The 24,513-nt window shown below is 43.1% G+C and carries 28 protein-coding genes, 1 pseudogene and 1 riboswitch; of the genes and pseudogenes, 4 read left to right on the top strand and 25 right to left on the bottom strand.

Translation table 11 applies throughout. The annotated features are described in order from the left end of the window. Positions 1 to 636, top strand: a complete 636-nt coding sequence (locus DIU38_RS25315; protein ID WP_112656208.1) for a phosphatase PAP2 family protein — start codon at positions 1 to 3, stop codon at positions 634 to 636. A 72-nt stretch (positions 637 to 708) separates the two neighbouring features. On the opposite strand, the gene DIU38_RS25310 is transcribed toward DIU38_RS25315, so the two are convergent. From DIU38_RS25310 to DIU38_RS25265, 10 genes are all read right to left on the bottom strand, one after another. Continuing rightward, the gene (locus tag DIU38_RS25310; protein WP_112656210.1) at positions 709 to 1,149 is read right to left on the bottom strand and encodes a universal stress protein; all 441 of its coding nucleotides are present in this window, start codon (positions 1,147 to 1,149) and stop codon (positions 709 to 711) included. Positions 1,150 to 1,160: 11 nt separating this feature from the next. Beyond that, positions 1,161 to 1,535: a fluoride efflux transporter CrcB gene (crcB, locus tag DIU38_RS25305; RefSeq protein WP_112656212.1), complete on the bottom strand. Its 375-nt coding sequence runs from the start codon at positions 1,533 to 1,535 to the stop codon at positions 1,161 to 1,163. Between the two features lie 7 nt (positions 1,536 to 1,542). After that, a complete protein-coding gene (locus tag DIU38_RS25300) occupies positions 1,543 to 1,908 on the bottom strand; it encodes a DUF190 domain-containing protein (protein ID WP_167516279.1) in 366 nt (121 codons plus the stop codon). Further along, on the bottom strand, positions 1,901 to 3,301 hold the full coding sequence (locus DIU38_RS25295) for a voltage-gated chloride channel family protein (RefSeq protein WP_112656216.1): 1,401 nt from the start codon (positions 3,299 to 3,301) through the stop codon (positions 1,901 to 1,903). Before DIU38_RS25295 ends, DIU38_RS25300 begins: the two co-directional genes overlap by 8 nt. 34 nt (positions 3,302 to 3,335) lie before the next feature. After that, positions 3,336 to 4,619, bottom strand: a complete 1,284-nt coding sequence (eno, locus tag DIU38_RS25290; RefSeq protein WP_112656218.1) for a phosphopyruvate hydratase — start codon at positions 4,617 to 4,619, stop codon at positions 3,336 to 3,338. A 27-nt stretch (positions 4,620 to 4,646) separates the two neighbouring features. Then, the gene (locus DIU38_RS25285) at positions 4,647 to 5,075 is read right to left on the bottom strand and encodes a hypothetical protein (protein ID WP_112656220.1); all 429 of its coding nucleotides are present in this window, start codon (positions 5,073 to 5,075) and stop codon (positions 4,647 to 4,649) included. Further along, positions 5,076 to 5,822: a metallophosphoesterase family protein gene (locus DIU38_RS25280; RefSeq protein ID WP_112656222.1), complete on the bottom strand. Its 747-nt coding sequence runs from the start codon at positions 5,820 to 5,822 to the stop codon at positions 5,076 to 5,078. It abuts the gene before it with no gap. After that, entirely contained in the window at positions 5,819 to 6,547 is a 729-nt protein-coding gene (locus tag DIU38_RS25275) for a phosphatase PAP2 family protein (protein ID WP_112656224.1), read from the bottom strand. The genes DIU38_RS25280 and DIU38_RS25275 overlap by 4 nt, the downstream gene beginning before the upstream one ends. 225 nt (positions 6,548 to 6,772) lie before the next feature. Next, positions 6,773 to 6,838, bottom strand: a riboswitch (Fluoride riboswitch). A 200-nt stretch (positions 6,839 to 7,038) separates the two neighbouring features. After that, positions 7,039 to 8,007 (bottom strand): cation:proton antiporter, encoded by a 969-nt coding sequence (locus DIU38_RS25270; RefSeq protein WP_208057725.1) that lies wholly within the window; start codon positions 8,005 to 8,007, stop codon positions 7,039 to 7,041. A gap of 391 nt (positions 8,008 to 8,398) precedes the next feature. Next, positions 8,399 to 9,409: an AI-2E family transporter gene (locus DIU38_RS25265; RefSeq protein WP_112656226.1), complete on the bottom strand. Its 1,011-nt coding sequence runs from the start codon at positions 9,407 to 9,409 to the stop codon at positions 8,399 to 8,401. A 784-nt stretch (positions 9,410 to 10,193) separates the two neighbouring features. On the opposite strand from DIU38_RS25265, the pseudogene DIU38_RS25255 reads away from it, so the two are divergent. Next, positions 10,194 to 11,737: pseudogene (locus DIU38_RS25255) on the top strand (SulP family inorganic anion transporter). A 963-nt stretch (positions 11,738 to 12,700) separates the two neighbouring features. Here DIU38_RS25255 and DIU38_RS25250 read toward each other — a convergent pair. The 13 genes from DIU38_RS25250 to DIU38_RS34965 all read right to left on the bottom strand — a co-directional run bounded on the left by DIU38_RS25250 (position 12,701) and on the right by DIU38_RS34965 (position 22,034). Then, entirely contained in the window at positions 12,701 to 14,092 is a 1,392-nt protein-coding gene (locus DIU38_RS25250) for a zeta toxin family protein (protein ID WP_112656230.1), read from the bottom strand. Positions 14,093 to 14,133: 41 nt separating this feature from the next. Beyond that, positions 14,134 to 14,526 (bottom strand): hypothetical protein, encoded by a 393-nt coding sequence (locus DIU38_RS25245; RefSeq protein ID WP_091171724.1) that lies wholly within the window; start codon positions 14,524 to 14,526, stop codon positions 14,134 to 14,136. Positions 14,527 to 14,630: 104 nt separating this feature from the next. After that, positions 14,631 to 15,116, bottom strand: a complete 486-nt coding sequence (locus DIU38_RS25240) for a hypothetical protein (RefSeq protein ID WP_112656233.1) — start codon at positions 15,114 to 15,116, stop codon at positions 14,631 to 14,633. A 35-nt stretch (positions 15,117 to 15,151) separates the two neighbouring features. After that, entirely contained in the window at positions 15,152 to 16,216 is a 1,065-nt protein-coding gene (locus tag DIU38_RS25235) for a relaxase/mobilization nuclease domain-containing protein (RefSeq protein WP_112656235.1), read from the bottom strand. Beyond that, positions 16,213 to 16,593 carry a plasmid mobilization protein gene (locus DIU38_RS25230; protein WP_112656237.1) on the bottom strand — a complete coding sequence of 127 codons (381 nt, stop codon included), beginning with the start codon at positions 16,591 to 16,593 and terminating at the stop codon, positions 16,213 to 16,215. The genes DIU38_RS25235 and DIU38_RS25230 overlap by 4 nt, the downstream gene beginning before the upstream one ends. Before the next feature lie 179 nt (positions 16,594 to 16,772). Then, positions 16,773 to 17,066 (bottom strand): toprim domain-containing protein, encoded by a 294-nt coding sequence (locus DIU38_RS25225; RefSeq protein ID WP_112656239.1) that lies wholly within the window; start codon positions 17,064 to 17,066, stop codon positions 16,773 to 16,775. After that, on the bottom strand, positions 17,033 to 17,731 hold the full coding sequence (locus tag DIU38_RS25220; protein WP_112656241.1) for a CHC2 zinc finger domain-containing protein: 699 nt from the start codon (positions 17,729 to 17,731) through the stop codon (positions 17,033 to 17,035). Before DIU38_RS25220 ends, DIU38_RS25225 begins: the two co-directional genes overlap by 34 nt. A gap of 55 nt (positions 17,732 to 17,786) precedes the next feature. Further along, a complete protein-coding gene (locus DIU38_RS25215) occupies positions 17,787 to 18,089 on the bottom strand; it encodes a helix-turn-helix transcriptional regulator (protein ID WP_112656243.1) in 303 nt (100 codons plus the stop codon). 112 nt (positions 18,090 to 18,201) lie between these two features. Continuing rightward, on the bottom strand, positions 18,202 to 19,272 hold the full coding sequence (locus DIU38_RS25210; RefSeq protein WP_112656245.1) for a hypothetical protein: 1,071 nt from the start codon (positions 19,270 to 19,272) through the stop codon (positions 18,202 to 18,204). A 239-nt stretch (positions 19,273 to 19,511) separates the two neighbouring features. Further along, entirely contained in the window at positions 19,512 to 19,685 is a 174-nt protein-coding gene (locus DIU38_RS33230; protein ID WP_167516048.1) for a hypothetical protein, read from the bottom strand. A 36-nt stretch (positions 19,686 to 19,721) separates the two neighbouring features. Continuing rightward, complete coding sequence (locus DIU38_RS25205; protein WP_112656247.1) at positions 19,722 to 20,165, bottom strand: DUF6934 family protein; 444 nt, start codon at positions 20,163 to 20,165, stop codon at positions 19,722 to 19,724. 24 nt (positions 20,166 to 20,189) lie between these two features. Further along, positions 20,190 to 21,497, bottom strand: coding sequence for a site-specific integrase (locus DIU38_RS25200; protein WP_112656249.1), 1,308 nt, complete (start codon positions 21,495 to 21,497; stop codon positions 20,190 to 20,192). Positions 21,498 to 21,875: 378 nt separating this feature from the next. Further along, positions 21,876 to 22,034 carry a DUF4986 domain-containing protein gene (locus DIU38_RS34965; RefSeq protein ID WP_407716486.1) on the bottom strand — a complete coding sequence of 53 codons (159 nt, stop codon included), beginning with the start codon at positions 22,032 to 22,034 and terminating at the stop codon, positions 21,876 to 21,878. A 230-nt stretch (positions 22,035 to 22,264) separates the two neighbouring features. Here DIU38_RS34965 and DIU38_RS25190 point away from each other — a divergent pair, with 230 nt between their 5' ends. Beyond that, complete coding sequence (locus DIU38_RS25190) at positions 22,265 to 22,855, top strand: C40 family peptidase (RefSeq protein ID WP_167516278.1); 591 nt, start codon at positions 22,265 to 22,267, stop codon at positions 22,853 to 22,855. A 201-nt stretch (positions 22,856 to 23,056) separates the two neighbouring features. Here DIU38_RS25190 and DIU38_RS25185 read toward each other — a convergent pair whose 3' ends face one another. Both DIU38_RS25185 and DIU38_RS25180 read right to left on the bottom strand, forming a co-directional pair. After that, on the bottom strand, positions 23,057 to 23,470 hold the full coding sequence (locus tag DIU38_RS25185; protein WP_112656253.1) for a hypothetical protein: 414 nt from the start codon (positions 23,468 to 23,470) through the stop codon (positions 23,057 to 23,059). Further along, positions 23,467 to 24,024 (bottom strand): RNA polymerase sigma factor, encoded by a 558-nt coding sequence (locus DIU38_RS25180; protein ID WP_112656255.1) that lies wholly within the window; start codon positions 24,022 to 24,024, stop codon positions 23,467 to 23,469. Before DIU38_RS25180 ends, DIU38_RS25185 begins: the two co-directional genes overlap by 4 nt. Before the next feature lie 123 nt (positions 24,025 to 24,147). On the opposite strand from DIU38_RS25180, the gene DIU38_RS25175 reads away from it, so the two are divergent. Further along, positions 24,148 to 24,480: a DUF6249 domain-containing protein gene (locus DIU38_RS25175; protein WP_112656257.1), complete on the top strand. Its 333-nt coding sequence runs from the start codon at positions 24,148 to 24,150 to the stop codon at positions 24,478 to 24,480. Positions 24,481 to 24,513: the final 33 nt, after the last annotated feature.

Genomic DNA, 24,513 nt, shown 5'->3' with positions numbered 1-24,513 from the left:
ATGGCTACCAGTCCCATTTCTTACCCGAAGACCGGATTGCTTTTGCTTTTCCTGCTGAGTTCATCGACCATGCTCGCAACGATCTTTTATCCCTATGACAAAGCAATCGTCATTCATTTGAATCAGCAACGCAATTATTTTTGGGATACCATTTTCCTGAATATTACCAACAGTGCAGGTGTAATAGCTTATGGTACAGTTATCGTTTTGCTTCTTTCGTCTTTCTTTATCAGGCAGCGCAAAGTTAAAACTGAGTTTTATACCTTAGCCCTGGCCGGTATTTTTTCAGGGTTGATGGTCTTGACAGTCAAATTCGCCATAAAGCGTATCCGGCCATTCCATCTATTTTCCGCAATTCATTCGCTGGGTCCGGGAGGAGGCTGGTCCTATCCTTCGGGCCATACTTCCGACGCGTTTTTCCTGGCAACCATTTTATGGCTGCTTTATCCATCACGCCGGTTATTGGTAAGCCTGGCTTACTCTTGGGCATCGCTCGTGGGCATTTCGCGAATTTACCTAGGTGTACATTACCTGTCGGATGTTCTTGCGGCTATAGCCATCAGCAGCGCCTGTTCGCTGGCCGCATTTGTTCTGATCCAGTGGGTCACGAAAAGGAAATCACCTGCCGCGCTTTAGGGAATGATAACCGGACAGTTTACGTTAAAGCATTACAACTTATTTTAATCTCCACTATGAAAAGCCGACATATCATTTTTTATCCATCGGAACGATAAATACCGGAACTTCAGAATCCCTTAAAATTCCTTCCGCCATGCTTCCCATCAACAGGCGGTTAAGTCCTTTACGGCCATGCGTACCTGCGACGATCAGCTGCGCATCCCATTCTTTCGCCATCTGTAAACAAACCTCTTTTACATCGCCTTCAGGCGTAAATATTTCGGTGTCGACGTCATCGGCATAATCCTTCTCCACACCCTGCAAAAACTTTTTCATGTTTTTTCTAAGGTCATGCAGGGCCTGTTCCGGAAAGATCCCCGCATCAACATTACCTTCGGCCATCGTGCGGTCTAATACCCCGAGCAGCGCAACCTTTGCATGAAGCTGCTTTGCCAGGTCATAACCGTATCTGGCAGCCTTAAGTGAGGAAGGACTGTCATCGGCCACTATCAGAATTCTTTTATATTTCATAACAGTATAATTTAGATGTTACGTGCTAATAGGATGCCCATATACGTTGCCAGAAAGCCAAGCACAATGCTGCCTATAGTGTATAAGATCATCGTAAATACCTGCTGGTTGCTCATCAGCTGGATGTTTTCAAATGAAAAAGAGGAAAAGGTGGTGTACCCCCCGCAAAACCCGGTAACCAGGAACAAACGCCAGTTAAGCGAGTTGGGGCCCATGCGTTCGGTGAAAAAAACTAAAAACCCAATCAGGAAACAACCGGTAATATTGACCAGGAATGTCCCATATGGAAAAACGGAGGTAACCACGCTGGTTACCCAACGGTTTGCCAGGAATCTGCCCAGGCTGCCAAATCCCCCTCCAAAAAATATGATCAACAGGATACGCATCGTTTACTTATTTAATTTCCCAAAATTCAACCGCTTTAAACACGATCATTTTACCTCTCAGCAGTTCCGCGTGCTTGATGCAAAACGCTTCCAGTTTCTCTTTTTCATCGATCAGTTCAACACATAATGATAGGTCCTGGTTACCCAGTTCCACATTTGAAGTTTCAATTTTACCGTGCATAGAATACCCATGGTGTGTCTGGTAGACCGAGGCATTCATCAGGCGGTCATCCTTGGCATATTTTACCAGTTCCCGGTATAGCTGTCTTGACCGCAGGCTGTGCAGCAGTCCGGTGGCCTGGATCTTCTCCTTCGGCTTCACATAGATCTGAATCTTTCCTAAGGAGCGTTCGATGATAGGCTGATCATTCATTTTCTTTCTTTTTAAATGGTAACCGGTATTTGTTAAATTTCTGATGGATATAGCCCCGCCGTTTATTGGCTTCCGCAAGCGAAGCCTCGTCCGCGTAAAACTCATCGAAGATCTTAGGAACGGCGATCTTCTGAGAACTGTAAATGCCCGAATGCCCGCTAAAGAAATAAGCGGTAAAGCAGGCCACCGCGAACAGCAGGGCATGTTCCCCCCCAAACAGCTCAATACCCATAAAAGTACAAGCCAGTGGCGTATTGGTAGCCCCGGCAAACACGGCAATAAATCCCAAAGCTGCAAATAAACCTACAGGTGCATTTAATACGCCGGAAAGTGTATTGCCTAATGTCGCCCCGATATAGAACAAAGGGGTAACCTCGCCGCCCTTAAAGCCCGTACCTAAAGTAACCGTGGTATAGATGGTTTTCCATAACCAGCTCCAGGTATCCGAACCGCCGGCATGAAAGGCCGAGGGAATGGTGACAGCGCCGGCATGTTCTGCGTCTACGCCGAGGCTCAGGTAATCCGGTTTGCCTAAAAGCAGGGTAAGCCCGATAATGATCAACCCGCCAAGGACCGGGATCATCCATTTAAACCTAAACACTTTAAGGCATATGGTTTTGATCTCGTGCACCATTCCTGCAAAAAGGAAACTCGCCAGGCCGAAAAGAGCCGATGCCACGATGACCTTGCCCAGCAGCAGAACATCGGTATGCAGAAAGCCCGACAGCGCAAATGGTGCCTGCGTAAAATGGTCGATATGATAATGCACGTGCTGAACGTTCCAGGCGGCTACGGTAACATCCCCGATAATTGCCGCGATCAGAGCGGGCAGTAAAGCATCATACTGTATGCGGCCAATGGTCAGTACTTCCATGGCGAAAATAGCCCCGGTAAGCGGTGTGCCGAACACCGCGCCGAAACCGGCAGCCACACCTGCCGTCAGGATCATCCGCATGTCTATCCCTTTCAGCTTAAACCAGCCCCCAAACATCGCAGCGATGCTCCCGCCGATCTGCACGGCTGTCCCTTCACGACCGGCTGAACCGCCGAACAAATGGGTGATGACCGTGGTAATCAGGATGATCGGCGCCATACGTTTGGGAACGCCGCCGCCCTCCTCATGGATCTGTTCCATGATAAGGTTATTTCCCTTCTCGGATGACCGTCCGACCGATTGGTAGATAAAATGGATCACTACACCGGCCAATGGCAACAGGAATAATAACCAATAATGATTAAATCGGAAATGGATGGCGGCACCCAGCAACCAAAGGAAGAAAGCGACGATACTGCCGATCACGACCGCGATGGGTAGTACCAGTAGTGTCCACCTGATCAGATGTTTCAGGATCCCGTAATGTTCTTTTAAAGTAAGTTGGTTATTCGTGTCCATTTGCAATATTGATATGAAAGGTTTGATCTAATAACTATAAAAAGCCTTTAAAGGTACTTTTTCCTGCAAAAACGCTGTTTGCCCCCAATTCTTCCTCGATCCGTAATAACTGGTTAAACTTGGAGATTCGTTCAGACCGGCAACCGCTTCCTGTTTTGATATGGCCGGCATTGGTGGCCACAACCAGGTCCGCAATGGTCGTATCTTCCGTTTCGCCGCTCCGGTGGGAGATGAAACAATGGTAATTGTTCTTTTGCGCCAGTTCAACCGCCTGAAGTGTTTCCCAAATCGTTCCGATCTGGTTGAGCTTGATCAGTACGCTGTTGCCGATCCCGGCATCGATACCCCGTTGAATGATCTCCGGGTTCGTACAAAAAATGTCATCACCTACCAGCTCAGCTTTGCTGCCCAAACGATCGGTCATTCTTTTCCAGCCTTCCCAGTCGTTCTCACCCAGGCCGTCTTCCAGCAGAACGATTGGATATTTATTGATCCATTCTTCCCACAGGTCGATCAGCTGATCTGACGTGTAATTTTGTTTAGTGCTTTTAAAAAGGCTGTATTTCCCATCCTTCCACATCTCGCTGGTCGCCGGATCAAGGCAGATGGAAATATCTTCACCGGGTTTGTACCCCGCTTTCGTAATCGCCTCCATGATAACCTCAACAGCCTCTTCATTAGATTTCAGATTAGGCGCAAAACCACCTTCATCACCGACACCAGTTGAATAACCTTTACCGGAAAGGAGTGATTTCAGGGTATGGAACACTTCCTCGCCCATGCGGATGCTCTCTTTAAAAGACGGGGCGTTGTGCGGCGCGATCATAAATTCCTGGAAGTCTACGTTATTATCCGCATGGCGGCCACCGTTGATGACGTTCATACAAGGTACAGGCATCAGGTATTTATCCCTTTGAACCAACTGGCGGTAAAGCGGGATCTTTTTTGAAACGGAAGAAACGCGCGCGTAGGCGATAGAGGCGGCCAGCATAGCATTGGCACCCAGGCGCGATTTATTGGCCGTGCCATCCAGTTCGATCAGTTGTTTGTCAAAGGCTTCCTGGCTGTCAAATTCCCGTCCGGAGATTGCGCCGTTGACTTCTTTATTTAACCCTGACACTGCTATCTCTACACCTTTACCCTGGTAACGCGATTTATCGCCATCGCGCAGTTCTACCGCTTCCTTTTCGCCGGTACTGGCACCGGAAGGGGATATGCCACGGGCTGTGGAACCGTCTGCTAACTGGATCTCTGCCTCTACGGTTGGGTTTCCCCTTGAATCGAGTACTTCTCTTGCTTTGATTGCTGTAATTTTCATATGTTATAGATAAATGTAAATACTATTTTATTTTGCTTTAAAACTGATGTTCATGATACCGTCAACCGATTGCGTTAGATCGTTTAACAGTGTTTCATATTCCCCCCGGAGCGATTCGTCGATATCCCCATGGCCTTTGAGCCGGTCAAAACCGGCACCGGATACGTCCTCCCAGATAAATGCCGCTTTGGTGCTGATCAGGTGTTTCAGGCTCACACTTTCCTGCTCCAGGCCGTAGGTTTGGACGATCCTGGACAATACTTCCTTTATCTCCCGGGCTCTTTGCTGGAACATTTGCAATTCTTTGGAGGTGAAATCGTGCTCCAGGGTGACCTGCACACCTTTTTCCCGGTGCTGAAGCGTAAAGTAAACCAAAGCTTCCATATCGCGGAGCTTTTCTTCTACGACATGTACCGTGGACTGGATCGATCTTGTTTGACTTTCTGATAAGTTCATTTATGCTTTGCTTAAAAGGGTTGCGTAAATATCCGGTACCCGGCTTTCCCTGATGGCCTGCTCTACCTGCTGCACGGGGTAAGGTACTCTTTTGATCCCGATGTCCAGCCCCGCTCCTTTAGCCGTTGTTAACATCAGGTATGCCGCCCTGGCATCACCATCTTTGGGCTTGCCAACCGAGCCGGCGTTGATGGCCCATTTATAGCTGCCCGCCTGCTTGTCGAACAACTTACGGTAATAGGGCCGGTGGGTATGTCCCATGATCAGGATATCCGTCACATATTCATCCATGATCCTGACCAGCGTGCCTTCCGGGAAATCTTCAAATACATATTCACCGACACTTCGCGGACTGCCATGGGTAAGCAGTACCTGTGCCTTCCCTGCAGGAAGTTCCGGCTCTAATCGCAGAAACTTGGGCAATGACCTGAGATAGATCCGGTTACTATCTGTTAAAACCGCATTGGTATAGGCAATAGCTTTTAAACCGGCTTCCCTTTCTTCAGGCGTTTGGTAGGAAAACGCAAAATCGCTTTGGTTCAGCCCGATAGCCAGGTCATGGTTGCCGCATAGCGTAGGGATTTGATGTGCCCGCAAAAGATCGATCACTTCATTTGGCCAGGGTGCGAAATTGACCAGGTCGCCAAGGCAATAAACCTGGTCGGGCTTATGTTTTCCGATGTCAGCTAAAACGGCCTCCAAAGCTGGAAGGTTAGCATGGATATCACTGATGACGGCTATCTTCATAATACCGCGTATTTAAGGTTAACCAATAGGGTGCAGATAGCCGCAGCCCTTAAAATTGCAACGAGCATTTTTTGCCACCATTCATTTCGCCTTTCGTACCAGGTTTGCGTTTTGGGGAGGAACCAGGTGATCATAGGTATGCTGATGAATATCCCCAGGATGCTGCCGGAAAGCATATCGCCAAGGAAAGCCCAGCCTGCATAGATGCGGGTATAGATCAAGACCATAGCAGTGATCGCAGCCAGGATCATGGCTGCACGGGCGTGCCGGTGAAGCCAGGCGATAAATAAAAACAACCCTGTAATGACCGCCGCCTGCGATGACGGGAAATTAAGTTCGGGCTGAACCTGTTGGCTGCCCAGCACATGGATACTGCTGTCACCGAACACTACTGCCGGGTTTTTCCAGTCAGCAAAATGATTGTATTTGACTGTGATGGTAGCATACCATATAACAAAAACAAGAATCGCGGCAAAGAGCGCTTCAGCGGGCCTTGAACGCGCATATATGAGTACAAAGATTGAAATAATGATATATCCGCCGCTGATCTCCGTCAGCCATAATACCGGGTGGTCAAAAACCTTACGATGAAAGGCATTAAACAATAAAAAGCTGTTCCTTTCGCCATATTGTTTTAGATAAAGGCCAGCACTCAGCCAAAAGATCGCAAACGGTAAAAGATACCAGCCCGTGTTACACAAAAATGTGGTCAGCTTATTTTTCATAGGATGACCTTGGTTTAAGGGTGATCAAATCAAAAGCGTTTCGCAGCAAATGCGGATTTGAGCAACAGGAATATAACTCCGGAACGATGATTACCGGGAATGTTGCGAAGGAATAAAAATGATTAAAGTTGATGACCGTTGATACGGAAACTTTACGTTGATATGTCTGATTTTTTACGATCACCTACAAATATTTTAAGGGCGAGCGAAATAGCCCGTCCGGTTCATTTTGTAGGAGTCATCAGCACGAGGCGGTTATTTTAAACGGAAGACACCATTTCCGTTGGTTGATTCAAATATACAATTTTTACAGATCAATATCTAAAATGTTTTTTTATTTAACTGTCAGGTCACGATATCCCATTAAGGTATCAACAAAAAAATGCAAATTGCTTTATTGTAAATTTTGTTATTCGAAACCAAAGGTATACTGACCTTTACGGTCTAAATCAAAACAAGCACAATTACTACCTGTTTATCAAACTTATTTATTAGGCTTCTTCGGTTTTTTTGGGCAAGAATGAAGGACGGTTGTTTAACAACGAACCAATCATCAGAACGATAGAAGTCATGAGGATAACTTGGATTATCATCGACCGGCTAATAAGGGGTATCTGATAGGGCTCTTTTATTGCTAAGAAAAGCAGAATGGTTATTAGCCCTCTCGGAGCAATAAAAAAAAGTGATTGACGAAATCTCCCCAAAAAACGAAGCGTAAGTGCACGGATTACGAATATTCCAGCAGTAATACCAAACGACCACATCAAGGGCTCGATGTCTGCTAATTCCCGGGTCCTTATGGAATATCCAAATACAATAAAAAACAGCGATCTTATTAAAAATGTCCCTTCGATCGTGATCTCTTTAAATCTTTGTACTTCCGTTCTTAGCAGTTTAGGCCGCAGAAATGCTATCCAACGCGTGGTCTTGATCGCATTTAGGTTATTAAGAAAGAGCCCAAATACGAGTATAAACACAAGAGAAGGTAAATTAAAAACCTTGGATGTTTCATAAATTAAAAGAACGAGAAAAATTATCGGAACAAACTTAATATGATGATCGATCCTGCCCAATAAAAAAGACAATCCCGCGGTGGCGACAAAGGAAATTATGATAATGATAATTAACTGAAGAAAAAAAGATCCAAATGCCAGAAATCCATAACTGGTATGAAGCAAAACAAAATTGAAAAAGATAACCCCGATAATGTCGGATATGCTGCTTTCATAAATAACAAACTCTTTATCATCAGCGTTATAATTTCTAACAGATGGAATTGCTATGGAACTGCTTATAATCGATAATGGAATAGCGTTTGCCAGACAACTCTTAAAAGAATAACCTTCAATGAGATATATGGCCAGCGCCAGGCCAAATGAAAAAATAAATACAGGCAGGCAGGCAACCAGCGCAGACTTCTTTATTAAAGGCAGTTTTGTTTTGTTAAGTTGAAGCTCCAAAGAACCTCCAGTACAATTAATACAAGCCCTATGCTTCCCAAAACCGGCAGTATAGTCTGCAAATTTATAAGGTTAATACCAAAAAAGTTACAAAGTTGCCGAACTATATACCCCAGGAAAAGCAAAAGCATAACCGATGGGATTTTGGTTTTTGCAGATGTGAAGTCAAAAATATAGGCCAGCAAAACCAGAATGCAAAGCGTTAATATTATCCCTATGGTCATATTTTTTTTAATTGTGCAGATTAAACATAACGATAATTTTTATAAATTAAAACTGATGCCTCCACTAATGCTTCTGACATTGTTACAATGCTGTATCAAAAGATTAAAAGTTATGAGTTGTAAAATAACTGACCACTCACAAGGGTAAATGTGTGACTTATTGCTTTTTAAGTGCTACGTTGGGCCTGCGGTTTATAAAGCTCCTTAATAAAAACAATGATAACCGCCAAAAGAGGCGTTGCAAGAAAAAGCCCGAGTGAACCCAGGAACATCCCTAATAATATTTGCCAGAAAAGAGTTAAAGCCGGTGGCAAGGATACCGACTTTTTATTAATAAACGGGGTAATAAAATAACTTTCGATTACCTGAATGCCGGTAAATAGTATGGCAACGTGCAAAGCTCGTTCCGGACTGTCTAATAGTCCGATCAGTATTGCGGGGCCTAAAGCGATTAAAGGGCCTACATTCGGAATAAACGTAAATACCATAGCAATAAAGGCCAGCACCACGGGTATAGGAAAGTTTAATATAATCAACCCAACGTAAGTTAGAATGCCAATCACAAACATGCCAATGAATTTACCCTTTAACCAGTTAATCAGCGTTTCACCTCCCTTTAAAAAAACAGGTTTGAGTCTTTTTGATACTTTATCCGGAAAAAGAAAAAGTAAACCGTTTAAATAAGTCTCCGGCTCAGTTGCCAAAAATATACCACTGATCAATATGAGGAAAAGATTAACGACACTGCTTAGCACAGAGGAAAATATACCGGTTGTTTTTGAAACAATATCTTCTTTATGATTATCAATGAAATCATTCGAATCACCTAATTGGTCAACGATGTCTTTCCCTATTGAAGTTTTCGAGATTTCAGACTTTAAGTTTTCAATGGCGGTAGGAATTTCCTTCTTAAACTCAGCAAACTGATCGGATAAAGAAGGTGCCATCAGCCAATATAAACCCCCTATAAATAGCAGGAGTATCGTGCAAGTGATAGCCAACGCGGGATGGTATTTTATCCGAAGAAGAGTTTTGATCTTGTTGGCTACTGAAACGAGCAACGAAGCAAACAGTATGGCAGCAAATGCTAATAAAAAAACATTTGCAGCGAATCCAAGTGTTAGTGCAAGAAGAATGACACCTGTAACTATAAAAGTTTTTTTAATAAAATCATTCATGCTCTGGATTTTAAAGAGAAGGTACCAAAAACGGTGCCCGTTTTTAGTGAGGGAACTTTAAAGCCTTGAATTAGATCAAGATCGAGTGAAAAAATATACCAACAGAGAGAATTTGCGTCGCTATTTGTAAACGACTTTACAAAATAATCTTTGATCTGGAGAGAAAACTATTGGTCAAATGGATGTAACGTTGGACTATCTTAAGATAACTATAAAACTGGTTTTCTTTTTCTGTCCCTGCGGCCATGCTTATTTGGAGCATATAACATTGTAAAAGGTTATTTTCAGAATCTGCGCAATTTCAAAAGTGACGAAGCTAAATTTAAATCTATCATGGACGGCACAGCCAAACAACGGGCGCAAACCGCCTTCAATCTCTACCGTGATTTTGCGGTGCAAGGTGGCGAAGCACTGATTTCCAATTAACTTTCAAAAAGGGGAGTAATTCCCCTTAATTTTAAAAATGCGCTTAGGTTATCCTAAATCCGTTCTCAGCAGCTATGAATATCTGTGCACCCTTGTTAGATTCAACCTAAAGCTTTCTCCCTCGCCTGATTTTGCTACCTTTGCGTCAATAATGAAAAAAACTATTTATAATAGTCCAGTTACACCACCCTGAGTTATCTGCTGATAATCTCGTGTAAACAGCTTTTGGTTTAAGCCAATTGCTGAACCATTGTTAATTCCCAATCATTCGTTTTGCGTAGTTCATCGGCATTGCTGTTGATTTTGCGTATTGATTTGGACTTGCCAAGTTCATTTTTAATTCTTATATACTTATAGCATGACAAATTCGTACTTAAGGTTTTTTGACTTCTCACAAAAAGTCAATTATAAAACCGAAATCTTAGCCGGCCTTACCGTTGCATTAGCACTGGTGCCTGAAGCAGTAGCATTTTCAATTATTGCAGGGTTGCCTCCATTGGTAGGCTTATATGCTGCCTTTATGATGGGCTTAATAACTTCTATACTTGGCGGTAGGCGGGGAATGATCAGCGGTGCCACCGGCGCAGTTGCCGTGGTGTTGGTTGCATTAGCTAAATCGCACGGCATCGAATACATTTTTGCGACCGTGGTATTAGCTGGTGTAATTCAGATTATAGTTGGTTTATTAAAACTGGGAAAACTGATCCGTTTGGTTCCCCATCCGGTTATGTTTGGCTTTGTTAATGGCTTAGCCATCATCATATTTATGGCACAACTTGTCCAGTTTAGACCAATGTTAACGGTCATCTGGAATGGATGCAGGGAGCACAATTGTATACGATGCTTGGATTAGTTGGCCTTACCATAGCGATTATGGTGTTTCTGCCAAAAATCACTAAAGCAGTGCCCGCAGCCTTAACAGCTATTGTTGTGGTTTTCTTAGTTGTAACAGGCTTTGGCATCCACACTAAAACCGTGGGTGATATCGCTTCTATTCGTGGTGGTTTCCCACCATTCCATATCGCAAACGTACCTTTTACCTTTGATACTTTGAAGGTTATCTTTCCTTATGCCGCAATCATGGCAGGTGTTGCGTTAATCGAAAGCCTTTTAACCCTTAACCTGATTGATGAGATAACCGAAACACGGGGCCGGGGCAATAAAGAATGTATTGCGCAGGGAACTGCTAATATTCTTTCAGGTTTATTCACAGGTATGGGAGGCTGCGCTATGATCGGCCAAAGCCTGATCAACATATCAGCGGGCGCAAGGGCACGTCTTTCAGGGATAGTTGCAGCGGTGATGTTGCTGGTATTCATTATGTTTGGCGCACCATTGATCGAAAAAGTTCCTATGGCCGCATTAACAGGGGTTATGGTGATGGTCGCTGTCGGTACTTTCGAGTGGGTTAGTTTTAAGATGATCGGTAAAATACCGAGACATGACTTGATCGTAGGTGTCCTTGTTGCTGCTATTACTGTTTTCTTTGATAACCTTGCATTAGCGGTATTAGTCGGCGTTATCATCTCAGCGCTCGTATTTGCCTGGGAAAGTGCCAAACGTATCAGGGCAAGAAAATATATAGACCATGCCGGAGTAAAGCACTATGAAATTTATGGACCGCTTTTTTTCGGTTTGATTACGGCATTTAACGAAAAGTTTGATGTGCTGAACGATCCGGACGAAGTAATTATCGACTTCAAGGAAAGCCGTGTCGCGGATGCGTCCGGCATTGAAGCACTCAATAAGCTAACCGAACGCTACCATAAAATCGGTAAAAAGCTCCACTTAAGACATTTGAGTGAGGATTGCCGGGTGCTGTTAAAAGACGCCGATGAATTGATCGAGGTTAACATCTTGGAAGACCCAACTTATCACATCGCTGCAAACAAATTAAGCTGACAAGAAAGTTCATAGTAGGCCGCCGGAGTTAAGGTGCTGATGTATAATCGGGCCTTTTCCGCTTGGTCTTTATCTTTCACAAAAGCTGTACAACATAAGTTTCCTCTGCGTTCTCATGGAACAAGCCTGGGCGCTATCTACAGATTTGGCATGTATCGTCCTAAAAAAAGTTTACAGGTTTTTGAATAATCCTGTTATGTGTTTAACAAGCAGCTAAAAAAATTAATCCACATGGTGGCTATATGTGCTTGCGCATATAATCCAGAGATGAAAAGCTATTATAAAAGAAGAGTGAGCGAGGGGAAAAATAAGATGAGTACGCTAGATGTTATACGCAATAAGATCATTTCCAGAATGTTTGCTGTTGTCAATCGCGGCTCGGGCTATGTAGATCTGATGAAATATGCAGCTTAGGGCTTATCATCTAAACTCTTAAACAACTCCCCTTATTTTGGACGGGTTCTGTCAAGGGCAGCGAAGGGTGGGCCTGTGCGGCTGCGCTGTTTATATACCCTTGAAAGGTTCCGGCCAAAATGAGAATTTTGTTGTCGAGTTAAGATGAAGAAATATTATTTGGAAAAGTCTTAGAATACGGGCGGAGCCGCTGACAGCGAACAACTCCCGCCCGCTTGTATAGCTTTACTTTTTATCCCGGCGGTGGGCTACCTTTGCGTTTCTGGTGAATATGGGTGTTGTTTCTTTTCACCAGCAAAAGAAAAGGTGATGAGCGAAGCGATTTTTCAATTTGCTCTGTAGTCGAGTGGTGGTCGGCGGGAAGCCCCCCTGCCGTTTTGCGTGGCGCAATGCGGCCGGCAGCCGCCGCGGATAAATTTATTATGCGAATGTCGTTAAGATGTTATGCAAATATCCCTATCTAATTAACAATCTTGCGAAAGCTATTGCAAACGTGAAATGAAAGGGCGGGTTTATTAAATTACCGCCCTTCCATAAATGCTTAAGCACTCAACGCCCTATGCGCGGTCCCTGGTTAAAAAATTGATCTAAGTCCTCCCCATTGTCCCGGCCACGTTGTGACCTTAGTTGCTCATCCTTTCTTAAGTTTTGTTGAATTAATTCAGGCAGGCGGGTCTGCGAAAGCGGCTTTACTACAGCCGTTAGCTCGTTTTGAAGCTGATTAGATTTGACAAATTCTTTAATATCAACGCCAAGTATTTCTGCCGTAGCTACCGGATCGAGCTTTGCTTCAACGGGGATTTCGACTACAACAACATTTTTCGGCAGTGATTTGATATTGGCCGGGGGTTCGTAAACGGTATGTTTTTGCGTATGATAGAAAAAGAGATAGGCTTCGCCTGCACGCCCGGCCTGCATCTGGTGCAATTTGATGCTGTTTCCCGGTGCTTTTGTTTCACGTAACTCGCCCAACCGCAGGTCTATTGTAAAATCTGTTCCATTAATATTAATATGTGGCAATTCACCCGCCAGGCGCTTATTAAGCTGCTCAGCAAATTCCTGTTCCTTTATTTGTTGCTCCATTTGCAACTGCAATTGTTTTTGGGTGGGATATTCACTCTGCATGTCTTTCAGGAAACCTTTAATCTCCTGTTCAGCGGCATTCCTGGCCTGCATTAAATGAACCGCATGTTGAACACCCTGGTTAAAACTTGCTGAAAGCTCCGGCGACCATTTCCGGTCAATTTCATCCTGGAACAACTGCAAGGGATTAGGCGGATTGGCAGCGATCAGATAAACCCCTAACTTAAAGGAACCTTCAACGGGTTCAACGCTACGGCCATACATTTGCAGTTTGTTGTACAATGCGGCAGCTTGTACAGTATAAAGGGTGGGCGCAACCATCTCATATTTTTGGTCATGCACTTCCTTGCCGACCATTCTGCCACCTTTCTCCTGGGACTTCATGTCCTCAAAGCGCAGGTGGGTGCCCAACAAACTCAGCCGGGGATGAATAGCCAGCAGCTTAATCTCTACACGGTAGCCCTTTTGTTGAAGTTCATCGATGGTCTTATTCATCTCTGGGCCGGACGAAAACGTTGTTTCCAGTATATAGTTAAGCCGGTTGTCTTCGCAGTAAGCCCTCAAACCATTATTCCAATCCTGGGCGTATTTGGCAGTAAGTGAAGGATAGTAGGATTCAAAGCGGGATTTGATCTCATGTGCGTCAGGGTGATAATCCCTGAACAAGTCTGCATTACAATTAATAATATTACCGCCCAATTCGGCCCTGGCGATTCTTTCTAACTCTGTTTTGCCCGCACCAGGCTGGGCACCTAAGATAATGACCACTGGGCTATCGGATGGTTTAGCAATAGCCGTGTTATCTTCAATAATGATCTGTTGAATTTTGTCAAACCGTTGTTCAGAGAGCGTGTACAAGTTCTTTAAGGACTCGGTTCGGTCTACTCCATGTTCTGAACTTAAATCGGGATTTTTTTTTTCTCAGCTAATAAAATAGGACCGTATTTTTCAATGACCTGATCCATCCGCTCCAGGCTGGAAAAATTATCATTGTTGTTTACCGCCTCAATAGCCTCTTTGCGTAAAGCCAGCAATTCCTCGATGCGCTGCTGATCGGGATTGGCCTTTTCAGATTCTTTCATTTTTTCCCGCGAGGCCAGTGCTACCAATCCGTTTAATATAGAGTTAGCGCTTTCAGTTCTGGTATACCAGTCGAGCGGATTGCGCGCCTGTACGGTTTTAGCAGGGGGTAACGGTAGGTTTAATTGCCGGTACATTTCAACGTAGGTTTGGTAATCCATCACGACTCTTGTCGGTTCACCGCTTTCGTCTGTCAAAATTTGTGTTTCCATACTCTTATCCATTGTTAATCAAATTTACTAATTTTTTTGGTTGTTTGATAGGGCAGCCGCCAAAACCGCTGCCCTATATTTAATGGGTTCATGGCAGAATTGAATTAACGGACGTGGGTTAAATTCATATAGTGCCAGATCAGCATAATGGTGCCGACCGATGTTACCAGCCCAATCAATCCAAAGACAATCCATGAAAGTACCGCTTTGTATTGCTCAGGCGTTTTTGAATCTGAGAATAGCTGAAGTTTCCGTGTGATCGGGGCCGGGCCTCTGTTGATCGTCTCTCTGATGGCAACAAAGTCTGTAGCCATGCTTTTAGTGATGCCTGCAAGGCCGGCAGTAATTGCTTCCTTTACCACAGACAGATCAGGAGCTGGCGCAGTCACTTTCATATTGGCCAGCTTGGTTGCAAATTCTTCTTTTTGCTTCTTGCTTTCAGTGAACAATCGTTCGATCATGGTGTCTTTTTCCTTAATCACTACTGCCTGGGTTTCCATGTATTTCTGCATTTTTTCTTCATGCTCGAAAATATTTTTGAGCATATCCGTCATAGTCACTTCATCGATTGCTGTTGCTTCATTCTTCATATTATCATTAATTAATGGTTTACAATTCAATTTCCCTACCGGCTTATGTGGTAGCTTTGATTCTCGCCTAACTTTTTCTTCTTCTTTTTGCTTGGCGTTTCCGGTTCTTCTTCCGGCATATTTTGAAGCAGGCCAGCAAACAATTCGCCGCCAGCTGCCAGGGCTGCCCTTAAATAATGCGTTTCCGGTTCCTTCTTCAAATAGGTTTTCTGCTCTTTTTGCTCATTCTCGCTAATCACTTCCCGTAACTGATCGGCCAGACTTTTGGGTTGTTCCTGCCCATACGCTTGACGTTGATCGCGGGCCTGGTTTTTAGCCTGCATTTGCTGTTCCTGCCGCTGTGTCTGCTCCTGCCGAATTTTCTTTTCAATGTCGGCCAGACTGTAGCCTACCTGGCTGCCTTTGAACCTGACATGCTGCTGATCGATGAAAGCGATACCTCGCCCAAGTTCCACCTGATAGCCTTTCTGCTCCATAAAGCTTTTGACTTCCTTTACGCTCTTAAACTGGGTAACCGCCTTAGCCAAATGTTTCTTTAACAGTTCCTTGCGTTGGTCTACCCGCTGGCTTTGCGCTACCCGCTGCTCTGGTTTCAGGAATTTGTTAGGGCTCAGCACTTTTGTCAAATTGTACGCCTGTTCCATTCGCCTGCAATATTCAGCCATGCGCCGATAACTGTTACTGTCGCCCGCGGTCGGCCCCTCTAAACCGATCCGGTTGGCAACAATATGCAGGTGTTCATGCTTGGTATCGGCATGGGTAATCACTACGTATTGTCTATCTGCAAAATCAAACTCTTTGGCTAGTCCCTCGGCAATATCGATCTTATCCTGTATGCTGAGTTTACCATTGTCGGCCAGGTCAAAACTGATACTGGCGTGGAACACCGGCTTGCTGACATTTGGGTTCAACTGCGCTACCTCTACAAATTGCCGGATCAATTCTTTCTTGTTGCCAAAGCACTGGTTGTAATAAATGACCTCCGCCTGCTTCTTTTCCATTTCCAGCTTTTGCAGTTCCTCATTCTCCTGCAACCGGCCTTCATGCAGGTAACTCATGCAGCCGCGAAAACTTTTACCAGTGGTGATTTTCCCGATCATGCCAAATAATTTTTAACCTCTTTCACGATACTTTGCAAGCCTCTGACTTCCTGGTTCAGTAATGCTCTGTCGAGCGTATTTAAATCTTCACCCTTGTTCCGCTTCCTGGCGATCTGATTTAAATTGGCGGCCATGTGATTTAAGGTGCTGGTAAACTGCAACACTTCCTTCGGCAAAGTCTTCACCGTAATCCGGCCATTTAACCCTACTTGACGGAGATAATTTGATACGTTTGTCCTGGCGCGTCTGGCATTGGCCTGTATCATCTTTTTCTCTATGATATTACACATCACCGTCAACTGGCAATCTCTTTTTATTTGCGCCTTCGGGCGGCCACCCTTGTTTACTACTCTTACTTTCTGTGTCTCCTTCTCCATTTGACTTACTTTAAAATCAAGGCCGATAAAGCATCAATCTGTCTTAATAAATTCTTCCCTATCCCCCAAATGCGATAGCATGAAGGGGGGCCAGCGAGTTTCGGCAGGGCCGAAACATAGCTGGCTCCGCAAAAAGCGGATATATACAGCTATTCCCATAGCTGTTTGTGTGCGGGTCTTCATCGGTGTAAACCATGTCCCGGTCTTTCATGTGTTTGTGATTTAATTTCCTGCCTCGGAACCTGTTGTTTTGTTGCCAGCAAAAAAGCATTGATGTCGTTATACTGTTGGTAAAAGCCGCTGGCATCAATCGTTTGGATGCCCGCCTCTTTCAGTTTTTCAGCAGCGGAATAACCGGCCTTATCGTGGTTTAGGTATTGGTAAACGTCCTGGTATTTGTTGAGCAATTCGATGCTTCTGCCAATGAGGGAAACCGAATTTAACACAATGATGTCGGTGGGCACATCTGGCATCCTTCGCAATCGCTGCAAGGAAAGAAATCCATAAACCCTTCGATCAGGCATACGGCCTGCGCATTGTCATGGGTGCTGATTACCGTAATGTCTTTTGGCGATGATGATCCTTTGAACCATTGATTGCGCAGCTCATGGCCGCCGGATCGGTTCTCAAAACCGACAGCGGTGTAGGTCTTATCTTTAATGCTGAATTTGATCTCTCGGCAATACCAGCGCGCGGTAGTGAGATCGATACCCCTGCTATTAATGTAGGTGATCAGATCAGGACTTTGCAATGGCGAAACGTCCAGTACGGTGATTCGTGGTTCTTCCGTATCATGAGCGTTGCGAACAAGTTTCGTGGTAACAAGTTCCCCCGGAACCTTAGAAAGCGGGTAAAAAGAAAGAGCGTTATTGTCCGCAGACAGACGCGCCAGTAGTTCTTCGACCGAGCAATGGTGCAGCCGGATGCCCAGGTCGATGAAGTTACCACCCTCGCCCACGCCATGATCAAACCATAAGTTCTTATGACTGTCCACTTTAAAAGAGGCGTGCTTTTCGTCCCGCAGAGGGGATAGGTACCAATGGTTATTGCCTCTCACATGAACGGGATTGATCCCGCATTTTGCCAGATAATCAACGATTGATAATTTTCTGGCTTCTTCACAATTAAGTTTACTCATAATAAAATTGATTAAAAAATTCAAAACAGTTTGCCACTTTATAAATGAAGTTTTATTATCTGTTGGCGTAGACGGATGCTTCTACCCGCTTTATATCTTCTTCCAGTTCCGACAGATAAAACACTTTACGCCGTGGGCCGAGGTCATGCCTGCGGATTAATCCGATCCGCACATACCTGCGTAGAGTGGGTAGAGAAACTTTTAGGGCTGCACAAGCCTGTTGTGGTGTAATTGGCGGTTCGGCCTCTTTGCCTTTCTGCTTTAAATCATGCTCCTCTATACACCTGTTGACAATGTTTCTTACAAAGCGCTCGGCCTCTTGATAACTAAATCCAATAAATTGCACTTGTTGCTCCATATCATTATTTTTTGAGCAAAGAAATGGCGAAGCCCTGCCAGTAATTGGTCGATTAATGGAAAATGGCAGAAAAAATGGAAAAAACTTTTACGTTTATATTCGACTGTTTGTCTTAATTAGGAAGGTACTCGGGGAGTTGATCAAGCAGTGGCTTAAGCAGGGTTGCTACGTGCTTTCTTTTATTGTATGGAATTTTGTCCTCGCTGAGCTGATAAACGGATTTTATAATATCCCCCTTTTTATTATGGACGACAATCTTTTTAGAAACAACATCCCAACTGGCCGATATAATTCTGTCTTTTAAGCAGCGCAGCAGCCAATGTATTTTTTGGGCATCAAGGTGATTAGGGGATGGTTTAGAAACATTTAGCGACACTGCGGTGCTTTGTTCCTGATAGAATATAGCTTCGAAGTTTTTGAAGGAAATCTCTTTGTAAAACAAATCTTTAAACAGGTCGTACAGAAAATTGATAACCATTTGTTGTTGCTCTGTATTCAAATAGTCATTTAATCGTAGATACCCGTATAATGACGGTTCGTATTTTGTAGGGCCGCTAAAGTCCGGCTCAGTCATTTGGACTTCCTCATCAACCGGCAAATCTAACAGGTGACTATCGATATCGACAGCCATATCAGACGCAAATTCCTCTTCTTGTATTTGTTCTCTAAGGCTTTCCAGCGTTTCAGCAAATAAAAGCCTGAAATGTTGATCGCGCTCTATGAAAGGTGTAACGCTTCCTTTCTCGTCCATGTTTTGACGCTTCATAAGTGCGAATTTTGCCTTGCCCTGGTATTTGTTAAGCGAAAACTGATAAGGCTCCTTATCGTTGACCAGGATTTCAAGCAGCATATTGATCTCCTGCACACTTAAGTCCTTTTCTCTGAGCTTATTTAAAATATCAAACTGTATTTTGGTATCAGAAAAATTAAAATACATGAATTGGCAAAACCAGCCAAATTGATTAAGTAAGGAATCAAAATTAAATTTAAACGGGCATTCAATCAGGGTTATACAATAATGATCGTGCAAGGCTTGGGCGAGTATATCATCCACATCGGCAAACAGGTGTGTTTTTACCGGCTGCTGATCGTCATAGGCCACACGATGAATATACCGGTGTACGGAAGCAATTTTGTTTTTTAAATGTACATCAAAGAAATCGCGTACCTTATATCTCCCCATAGACATTTGACGGCCTGTTATTTATTGGTTAAAATAATTTAACCAAAATTATATAAAAATTAAGATAACGGGAAGCATCCTATTGCTGGAGGTGTTTGGTTTGATAGTTTGTTTGCCATCCTTTAAAAATGGTGAAAACGTAAAAAGCCGGAAACTTCCGGCTTTTATGTCTCTATCTCTTTAGATCAATAGATCTCTATCTCTTTAGATCTTTAGATAACCATATCTCCTGGCCCATCTTATTTAGCGGCCATTTTTGTTAAATGGTCTGGCAACCCATTCTTACGTAAAAAAGATTTAGCTGCTTCGACTTTTTTTACTACAAAAGGATCGTTAGAGTGATCCCTATCCGTATCATTGATAGCCGCCTTTCCGTAACCTTTTACAATAGTCTCTTTCTTTAACGTTGGCATATTACATCCTTTCTCTTTATAATCAAATATACTACTTTATTTTTTTTCTACCAAAAAAGCCTCGTAATTGACATTCCGCTGAAACAGTTCCCAATTGTTATTTCTAAACCCCCTGACGGTAAAACCTTCGTTTATTTCGTCTAATAAATGAGCTATGCTTAGTTGGTATAACCTCGTTCGGGATAGCGTACTACCCTGCGCATAAATAGGGATGTTGCCATAAGTACTCATAAAATCAATAACGGTAGACGCCACTGTCGCTAAAACTTTATCCCTGTCATGGTTATTACTTTTAACCGTATCACTAATCATGCCTGTTTTGGGGTCTTCGTCACCAAAGGCCAGATTGTAGACAAGCGGGTCGTCCCATAAAATTGAGTAAATAACAGTTTTTTTTATTCTACCATTTGGCCCCTCGCTGTAAAAGTAATAGTTCTTAAAATTTTTGCTGGGGGCATAAGGGTAATGGTCTAAATTCATTCTTGTTTATATTATATCAAAAAATCAGGCCGAAAATGCTTTAAGGGTTTCAAAATGTCGAACGTTATCGAGGATTGTTACATACTCCATAGTCTGCGATAATTTAGAATGGCCTAAGTTACGTTGTAATACTTCGGGACGCATACCGTTTTCCAAACTTAAGATCGCATAGGTATGCCGGGCAGAGTGACAGGAGATAATTTCAAATTTCTTCTTGATCTCGGTTTGCACTTCACTGCCAAATTGTGCGGTGATCTCTATCTCGGTGTTGAGTTTGGCGTTTTCGCAAAGCTCCTTAAGATAATCATTAAATTTTTGGTTGGTTGGCACCGGCAACAGTTTTTTAAATTTTTGCTTGTCCCAATATTTATCTATAATGGCAACTGCTTTGGGTGGTAATGCGATTTCGTGGGTTTTCCGGGTCTTTTTGATGACGAACCGTAAAACATGATATTGCTCCCCCTTGTCAGTTTTTTTATGGTAGTGTGCCTGGTGAACTTGTTGAAGATCGCTATAACGCAAGCCGGTATAACACCCAAATAAAAATGCATCCTTCAGTTTTACCAGCCTGTCAGTTTCAGGAGTATGCTTTTCTAACGACGCTAATTCCCTTTTTTTCAAGAAAATGATGTCCGTAGCACTGCGTTTTATTTTCATTTCGTCTAAAGCGGTCGTGGTATTCAAAAGGCCTTGTTCTTGTGCCTCACGGAGAATTTGTTGCAGCATAGATATCTTTTTCTCAACAGTGGTATTATTGTTTTTCTTCACGTTGGTTAGATAACTTACAAAGCTTTCCATAAAATCTTTATTGATATTGGCCAGCAATGGGGGGCGCTTATCTGCAAAATCTTTTAAGGAAGATACCATTGTGCTAATATTCTTTTTGGTGCTTTCTTGCCCTGGCTTGTTATACCTCAAAAGGTAATTCTCGCAGAAAGACACAATACTTTCGTGGCTGGTAATGTGGTTTACAGTAATAAGTTTCTTTAATTCTGCAATATCCAGGGGTTGGAATTGCTCGTTTTTATTGCGGATATATTTAGAAACCTTATCAATGATCGTGGTAATGTATGCGTTAACATCATCCGCGCCCCTGTAGCCCCTTGCCGTTTGCTGCCGGGTATCCCAACAGGCATAGTTTAATACCTTCCTGTTGGCCAGCTTTTTGCCTGGAACGCGCATACCAGTATAGTGCCGTAGCCTGTTTCTTTTATATTTGCCATCAGTATCTCTCAACCCCCTGTTGGTAAATTCAAAAATAAGGGGAAGGCAACCCTGAACATCAGGTTTTGTGTCCAGATAAAAACGTCCGTATTTTCTTTTAACTCCCATAAAGTGCGGTGCAATGTGCGGTGCAATTTCTTTCTTTCAAGTTCATTTATGAGAAAATAGGTGAAAGGAAATTTTCTCATTATCTTTTGATTATCAGTTGTTTATAATCAAAAACAAACATAAACATATTTTACTAAAAAGCAAAATATAGTTCTGCTCCCGCTACGAAGAATGAAAGCCTTGAATCGAAAGATTTGAGGCTTTTTGTTTGAATTATACCGTCTTCACGGTTGGAGCGATAGAAAACGGACACTTTTCTCCAATGAAAAATTTGTTGAACAGGCAATAGCGAAGCTCGAGGGGCATAATTTATAATCTGTAGGCCCGGGTCGGGCTCTAATATTTTTAATTCGCCATATCTTTCAAATCTCCCTGGTGCTAATAGGTCATATACCGGGCATCATGTAATTTGTAAAAAGGGATCAGTTTCATGTTTTTAAACTTAGCCGGACTGATTAGTTCCGGTGCAAGAAAGATTTGAGGCTTTCCGGCTACAGGTTTCAGGTATTTTTCAGGATCAGACTGGTTACTTACCAGTATAGGTGTCTTATTTAACGGATATGTTTTACCACGGGGCCGCCGTAATTTTCAATGGCTGTTATTTTAACACCCATTTTACTTTTTGATGAAGTAAATGAAATAATAGTATTAGCCCCCTGCCATCTTTTTTTACATTTTGATTACTATCCGTGGGAATTTTTACCTATCATTACAACATGCATGTTGTAATTGGTTCCAAACTCCTCCTTGTAGCTTGTTTATCACTTATGAAGCCGGCAAAGCCTGCCGTACTTCACGCATCAAAAAAACATAAAGCAAATAAAACGGTAAAATCGCATAGCCATGCGAGGTTAAGGCATCATTATGCCGAAGTTGAGGCCAATTATGAAACTGGCGAAACCACACCCGATGAACTGGTTGAGTTTGCCCAAACCCTGAAAGGCATCAGGTATTGTTATGGATCAAGTAACCCGGAAAAAGGCTTTGATTGCTCGGGCTTTGTTAATTATGTTTTTACTCATTTCGGCATCTCTATCCCCCGCAGTTCATCGGATTTTGCGCCGGTTAAGGGGATTGATATTAAAGACGCCAAATTTGGCGATCTGATTTTATTTACCGGCACCCGCAGCCATAATTATCATAGTGCAGGGCATATTGGTATAGTTATATCACAACCCGGCGAGCCGTTGGTATTTATCCATTCTACATCGGGTGATGAGAATGGTGTTACAGAAACAGCTATGAATGATCGTTATCAGCGCAGGTATATTAAAACCATTCGTGTGTTTAAGGAAGAGCCGCAAGCACAGGAAGAGGACGAAGAAGCTGTTCCTGATACGTTAGAAGAAGCCCGTTAATCTTAATGTAGAGACGCATCACATGTGTCTCCCGTTTGCAGGTTGCAAAACATGTAAGCCCGCTCTGCGCATTGTGAGATGTGTAACCCCTATTGTGTTTTATTTAATTGATTATCAGTTGCTTGATGGTTTGTTTCTGAATTTGTGTTAACCCTGTTAACCCCCATCCCCCAATGATGCATCTCTACATTTCCCTGCTCTTTAAAAACTTCTCTTTACCAATCTCTGATCAATAAAAAGATAGCCTACAAACCCTGCAACCAGTGTTAATAATATCCATTTGAAGCTGATAATAGCATTTAAAAACATATCGCCGCTTTCGGGGCTAAATAAGGAAAGCATGCCATAAGCCAGTGTTAAACCACCGGCAAATATCCCAAGTGCCAGCAAGTTAAAACGCAAATCACTTTTTCGGTTAGCTTGTTCCAGTAGTTTGCGACGGACGTTTGCCGCGAAGCTCATGGGCAAGCCTTCTGCTGGTTCAGTGCTTAGCGCGGCAAATAAGTTTTGATAAGCGAGCAGATTGTTCTTATCTTCTTCCGAAAGTGTTTTGTTATCGGGAACTAAACCGTTGTTCAATAATTCCTGTAATTCGTCGTCATCCAGCTCTTTCATATATTTTCTTTCTTAAGGTCTTTTTCAATCTTCTCCTTCAATAATTTTCGTGCCCTGAAAAGATAGCTTTTCACTGTTCCTTCCGGGATGGCCGTGATCTCTTCGATCTCAGCACATGAAAACTCATTTAGGTGGTACAGCGTTAACACTGTTTTATATTGATGCGGCATTTGCTCAATAAGCAGGTTAACATAAGCTGCGGTATTCTTTTTTATCAGCTCCTGTTCGGGGTTTTCATCTGTAAAATGATAATTATCAATATTTTCGGGATATTCGGTAGGGGAATTGTTCTTGTTCTTTTTTAAATAGTTTACAGCGGTTAAGTAGGCAATACGGGCTATCCAGGTTGATAACTTCGACTGAAACTCAAACCTATGCAAGCTTTGGTGAACTTTAATGAAAACTTCCTGGCAAATATCCTCTTTGCTTTGCTGGTCTTGCACCAACCGGTTTATCACAAAGAAAACCAGCTTCTCGTACTGCTTTACCAGCAGTTCAAAAGCCCGGAGATCTTTATTTAATATCCTGGATACAACCTCGTGTTCATTAAACATATTATAGTAGTCAATATATAAGGTTTAGCGGTTGCAAAAAAGAATAAAAAATATTTTAAAATAATTGCAACCGCGGTACTGCATGTGTTGACTACTGTAGCAAATACTTAAACAAACAATATCATGAAACAGTTAATGCCATTCATCGTCATCATCATATTCTTTATACTGATCGCCATATTCATACTCGCCCTTTATAACTACATGCTGAAAAAACGTATCATTAAAGCTGGCCCGCTGGATGAGAACAGCGTTAAATTTCTGGCCCAATTAAATTCAGGCAACGAAGCCTTAAAATGGGGACTGATCCTACTTTGTGCCGGCATCGGTTTTATAGTAATGCAATTCATCCCCTACAGTGCCGAAGATTCGCCCGTTCCTTACGGAGTTGAAATGATCTTTATCTCAGCCGGCTTTCTAATCTATTACCTGCTGCTTCGCCGCCGTAAGGATTAAATAATTAGCCTGATTTATTGTATTGAGCAGGCT

This window comes from Mucilaginibacter metallidurans (genome assembly GCF_003286435.2).
GTDB lineage: Bacteria > Bacteroidota > Bacteroidia > Sphingobacteriales > Sphingobacteriaceae > Mucilaginibacter > Mucilaginibacter gossypii.
This window is presented reverse-complemented; position numbering and strand designations above follow the sequence as displayed.

Coding starts and splice junctions, on each gene's coding strand:
- DIU38_RS25200 (WP_112656249.1), bottom strand. CDS start 21,497: ATGGGAGTTAAAAGAAAATACGGACGTTTTTATCTGGACACAAAACCT.
- DIU38_RS25235 (WP_112656235.1), bottom strand. CDS start 16,216: ATGATCGGGAAAATCACCACTGGTAAAAGTTTTCGCGGCTGCATGAGT.
- DIU38_RS25215 (WP_112656243.1), bottom strand. CDS start 18,089: ATGGAGCAACAAGTGCAATTTATTGGATTTAGTTATCAAGAGGCCGAG.
- DIU38_RS25190 (WP_167516278.1), top strand. CDS start 22,265: ATGAAGCCGGCAAAGCCTGCCGTACTTCACGCATCAAAAAAACATAAA.
- DIU38_RS25180 (WP_112656255.1), bottom strand. CDS start 24,024: ATGTTTAATGAACACGAGGTTGTATCCAGGATATTAAATAAAGATCTC.
- DIU38_RS25280 (WP_112656222.1), bottom strand. CDS start 5,822: ATGAAGATAGCCGTCATCAGTGATATCCATGCTAACCTTCCAGCTTTG.
- DIU38_RS25185 (WP_112656253.1), bottom strand. CDS start 23,470: ATGAAAGAGCTGGATGACGACGAATTACAGGAATTATTGAACAACGGT.
- DIU38_RS25240 (WP_112656233.1), bottom strand. CDS start 15,116: ATGAAGAATGAAGCAACAGCAATCGATGAAGTGACTATGACGGATATG.
- DIU38_RS25220 (WP_112656241.1), bottom strand. CDS start 17,731: ATGAGTAAACTTAATTGTGAAGAAGCCAGAAAATTATCAATCGTTGAT.
- DIU38_RS25315 (WP_112656208.1), top strand. CDS start 1: ATGGCTACCAGTCCCATTTCTTACCCGAAGACCGGATTGCTTTTGCTT.
- eno (WP_112656218.1), bottom strand. CDS start 4,619: ATGAAAATTACAGCAATCAAAGCAAGAGAAGTACTCGATTCAAGGGGA.
- DIU38_RS33230 (WP_167516048.1), bottom strand. CDS start 19,685: ATGCCAACGTTAAAGAAAGAGACTATTGTAAAAGGTTACGGAAAGGCG.
- DIU38_RS25225 (WP_112656239.1), bottom strand. CDS start 17,066: ATGCCAGATGTGCCCACCGACATCATTGTGTTAAATTCGGTTTCCCTC.
- DIU38_RS25205 (WP_112656247.1), bottom strand. CDS start 20,165: ATGAATTTAGACCATTACCCTTATGCCCCCAGCAAAAATTTTAAGAAC.
- DIU38_RS25265 (WP_112656226.1), bottom strand. CDS start 9,409: ATGAATGATTTTATTAAAAAAACTTTTATAGTTACAGGTGTCATTCTT.
- DIU38_RS25285 (WP_112656220.1), bottom strand. CDS start 5,075: ATGAACTTATCAGAAAGTCAAACAAGATCGATCCAGTCCACGGTACAT.
- DIU38_RS25210 (WP_112656245.1), bottom strand. CDS start 19,272: ATGGGGAGATATAAGGTACGCGATTTCTTTGATGTACATTTAAAAAAC.
- DIU38_RS25275 (WP_112656224.1), bottom strand. CDS start 6,547: ATGAAAAATAAGCTGACCACATTTTTGTGTAACACGGGCTGGTATCTT.
- crcB (WP_112656212.1), bottom strand. CDS start 1,535: ATGCGTATCCTGTTGATCATATTTTTTGGAGGGGGATTTGGCAGCCTG.
- DIU38_RS25175 (WP_112656257.1), top strand. CDS start 24,148: ATGAAACAGTTAATGCCATTCATCGTCATCATCATATTCTTTATACTG.
- DIU38_RS25230 (WP_112656237.1), bottom strand. CDS start 16,593: ATGGAGAAGGAGACACAGAAAGTAAGAGTAGTAAACAAGGGTGGCCGC.
- DIU38_RS25295 (WP_112656216.1), bottom strand. CDS start 3,301: ATGGACACGAATAACCAACTTACTTTAAAAGAACATTACGGGATCCTG.
- DIU38_RS25245 (WP_091171724.1), bottom strand. CDS start 14,526: ATGGAAACACAAATTTTGACAGACGAAAGCGGTGAACCGACAAGAGTC.
- DIU38_RS25300 (WP_167516279.1), bottom strand. CDS start 1,908: ATGAATGATCAGCCTATCATCGAACGCTCCTTAGGAAAGATTCAGATC.
- DIU38_RS25310 (WP_112656210.1), bottom strand. CDS start 1,149: ATGAAATATAAAAGAATTCTGATAGTGGCCGATGACAGTCCTTCCTCA.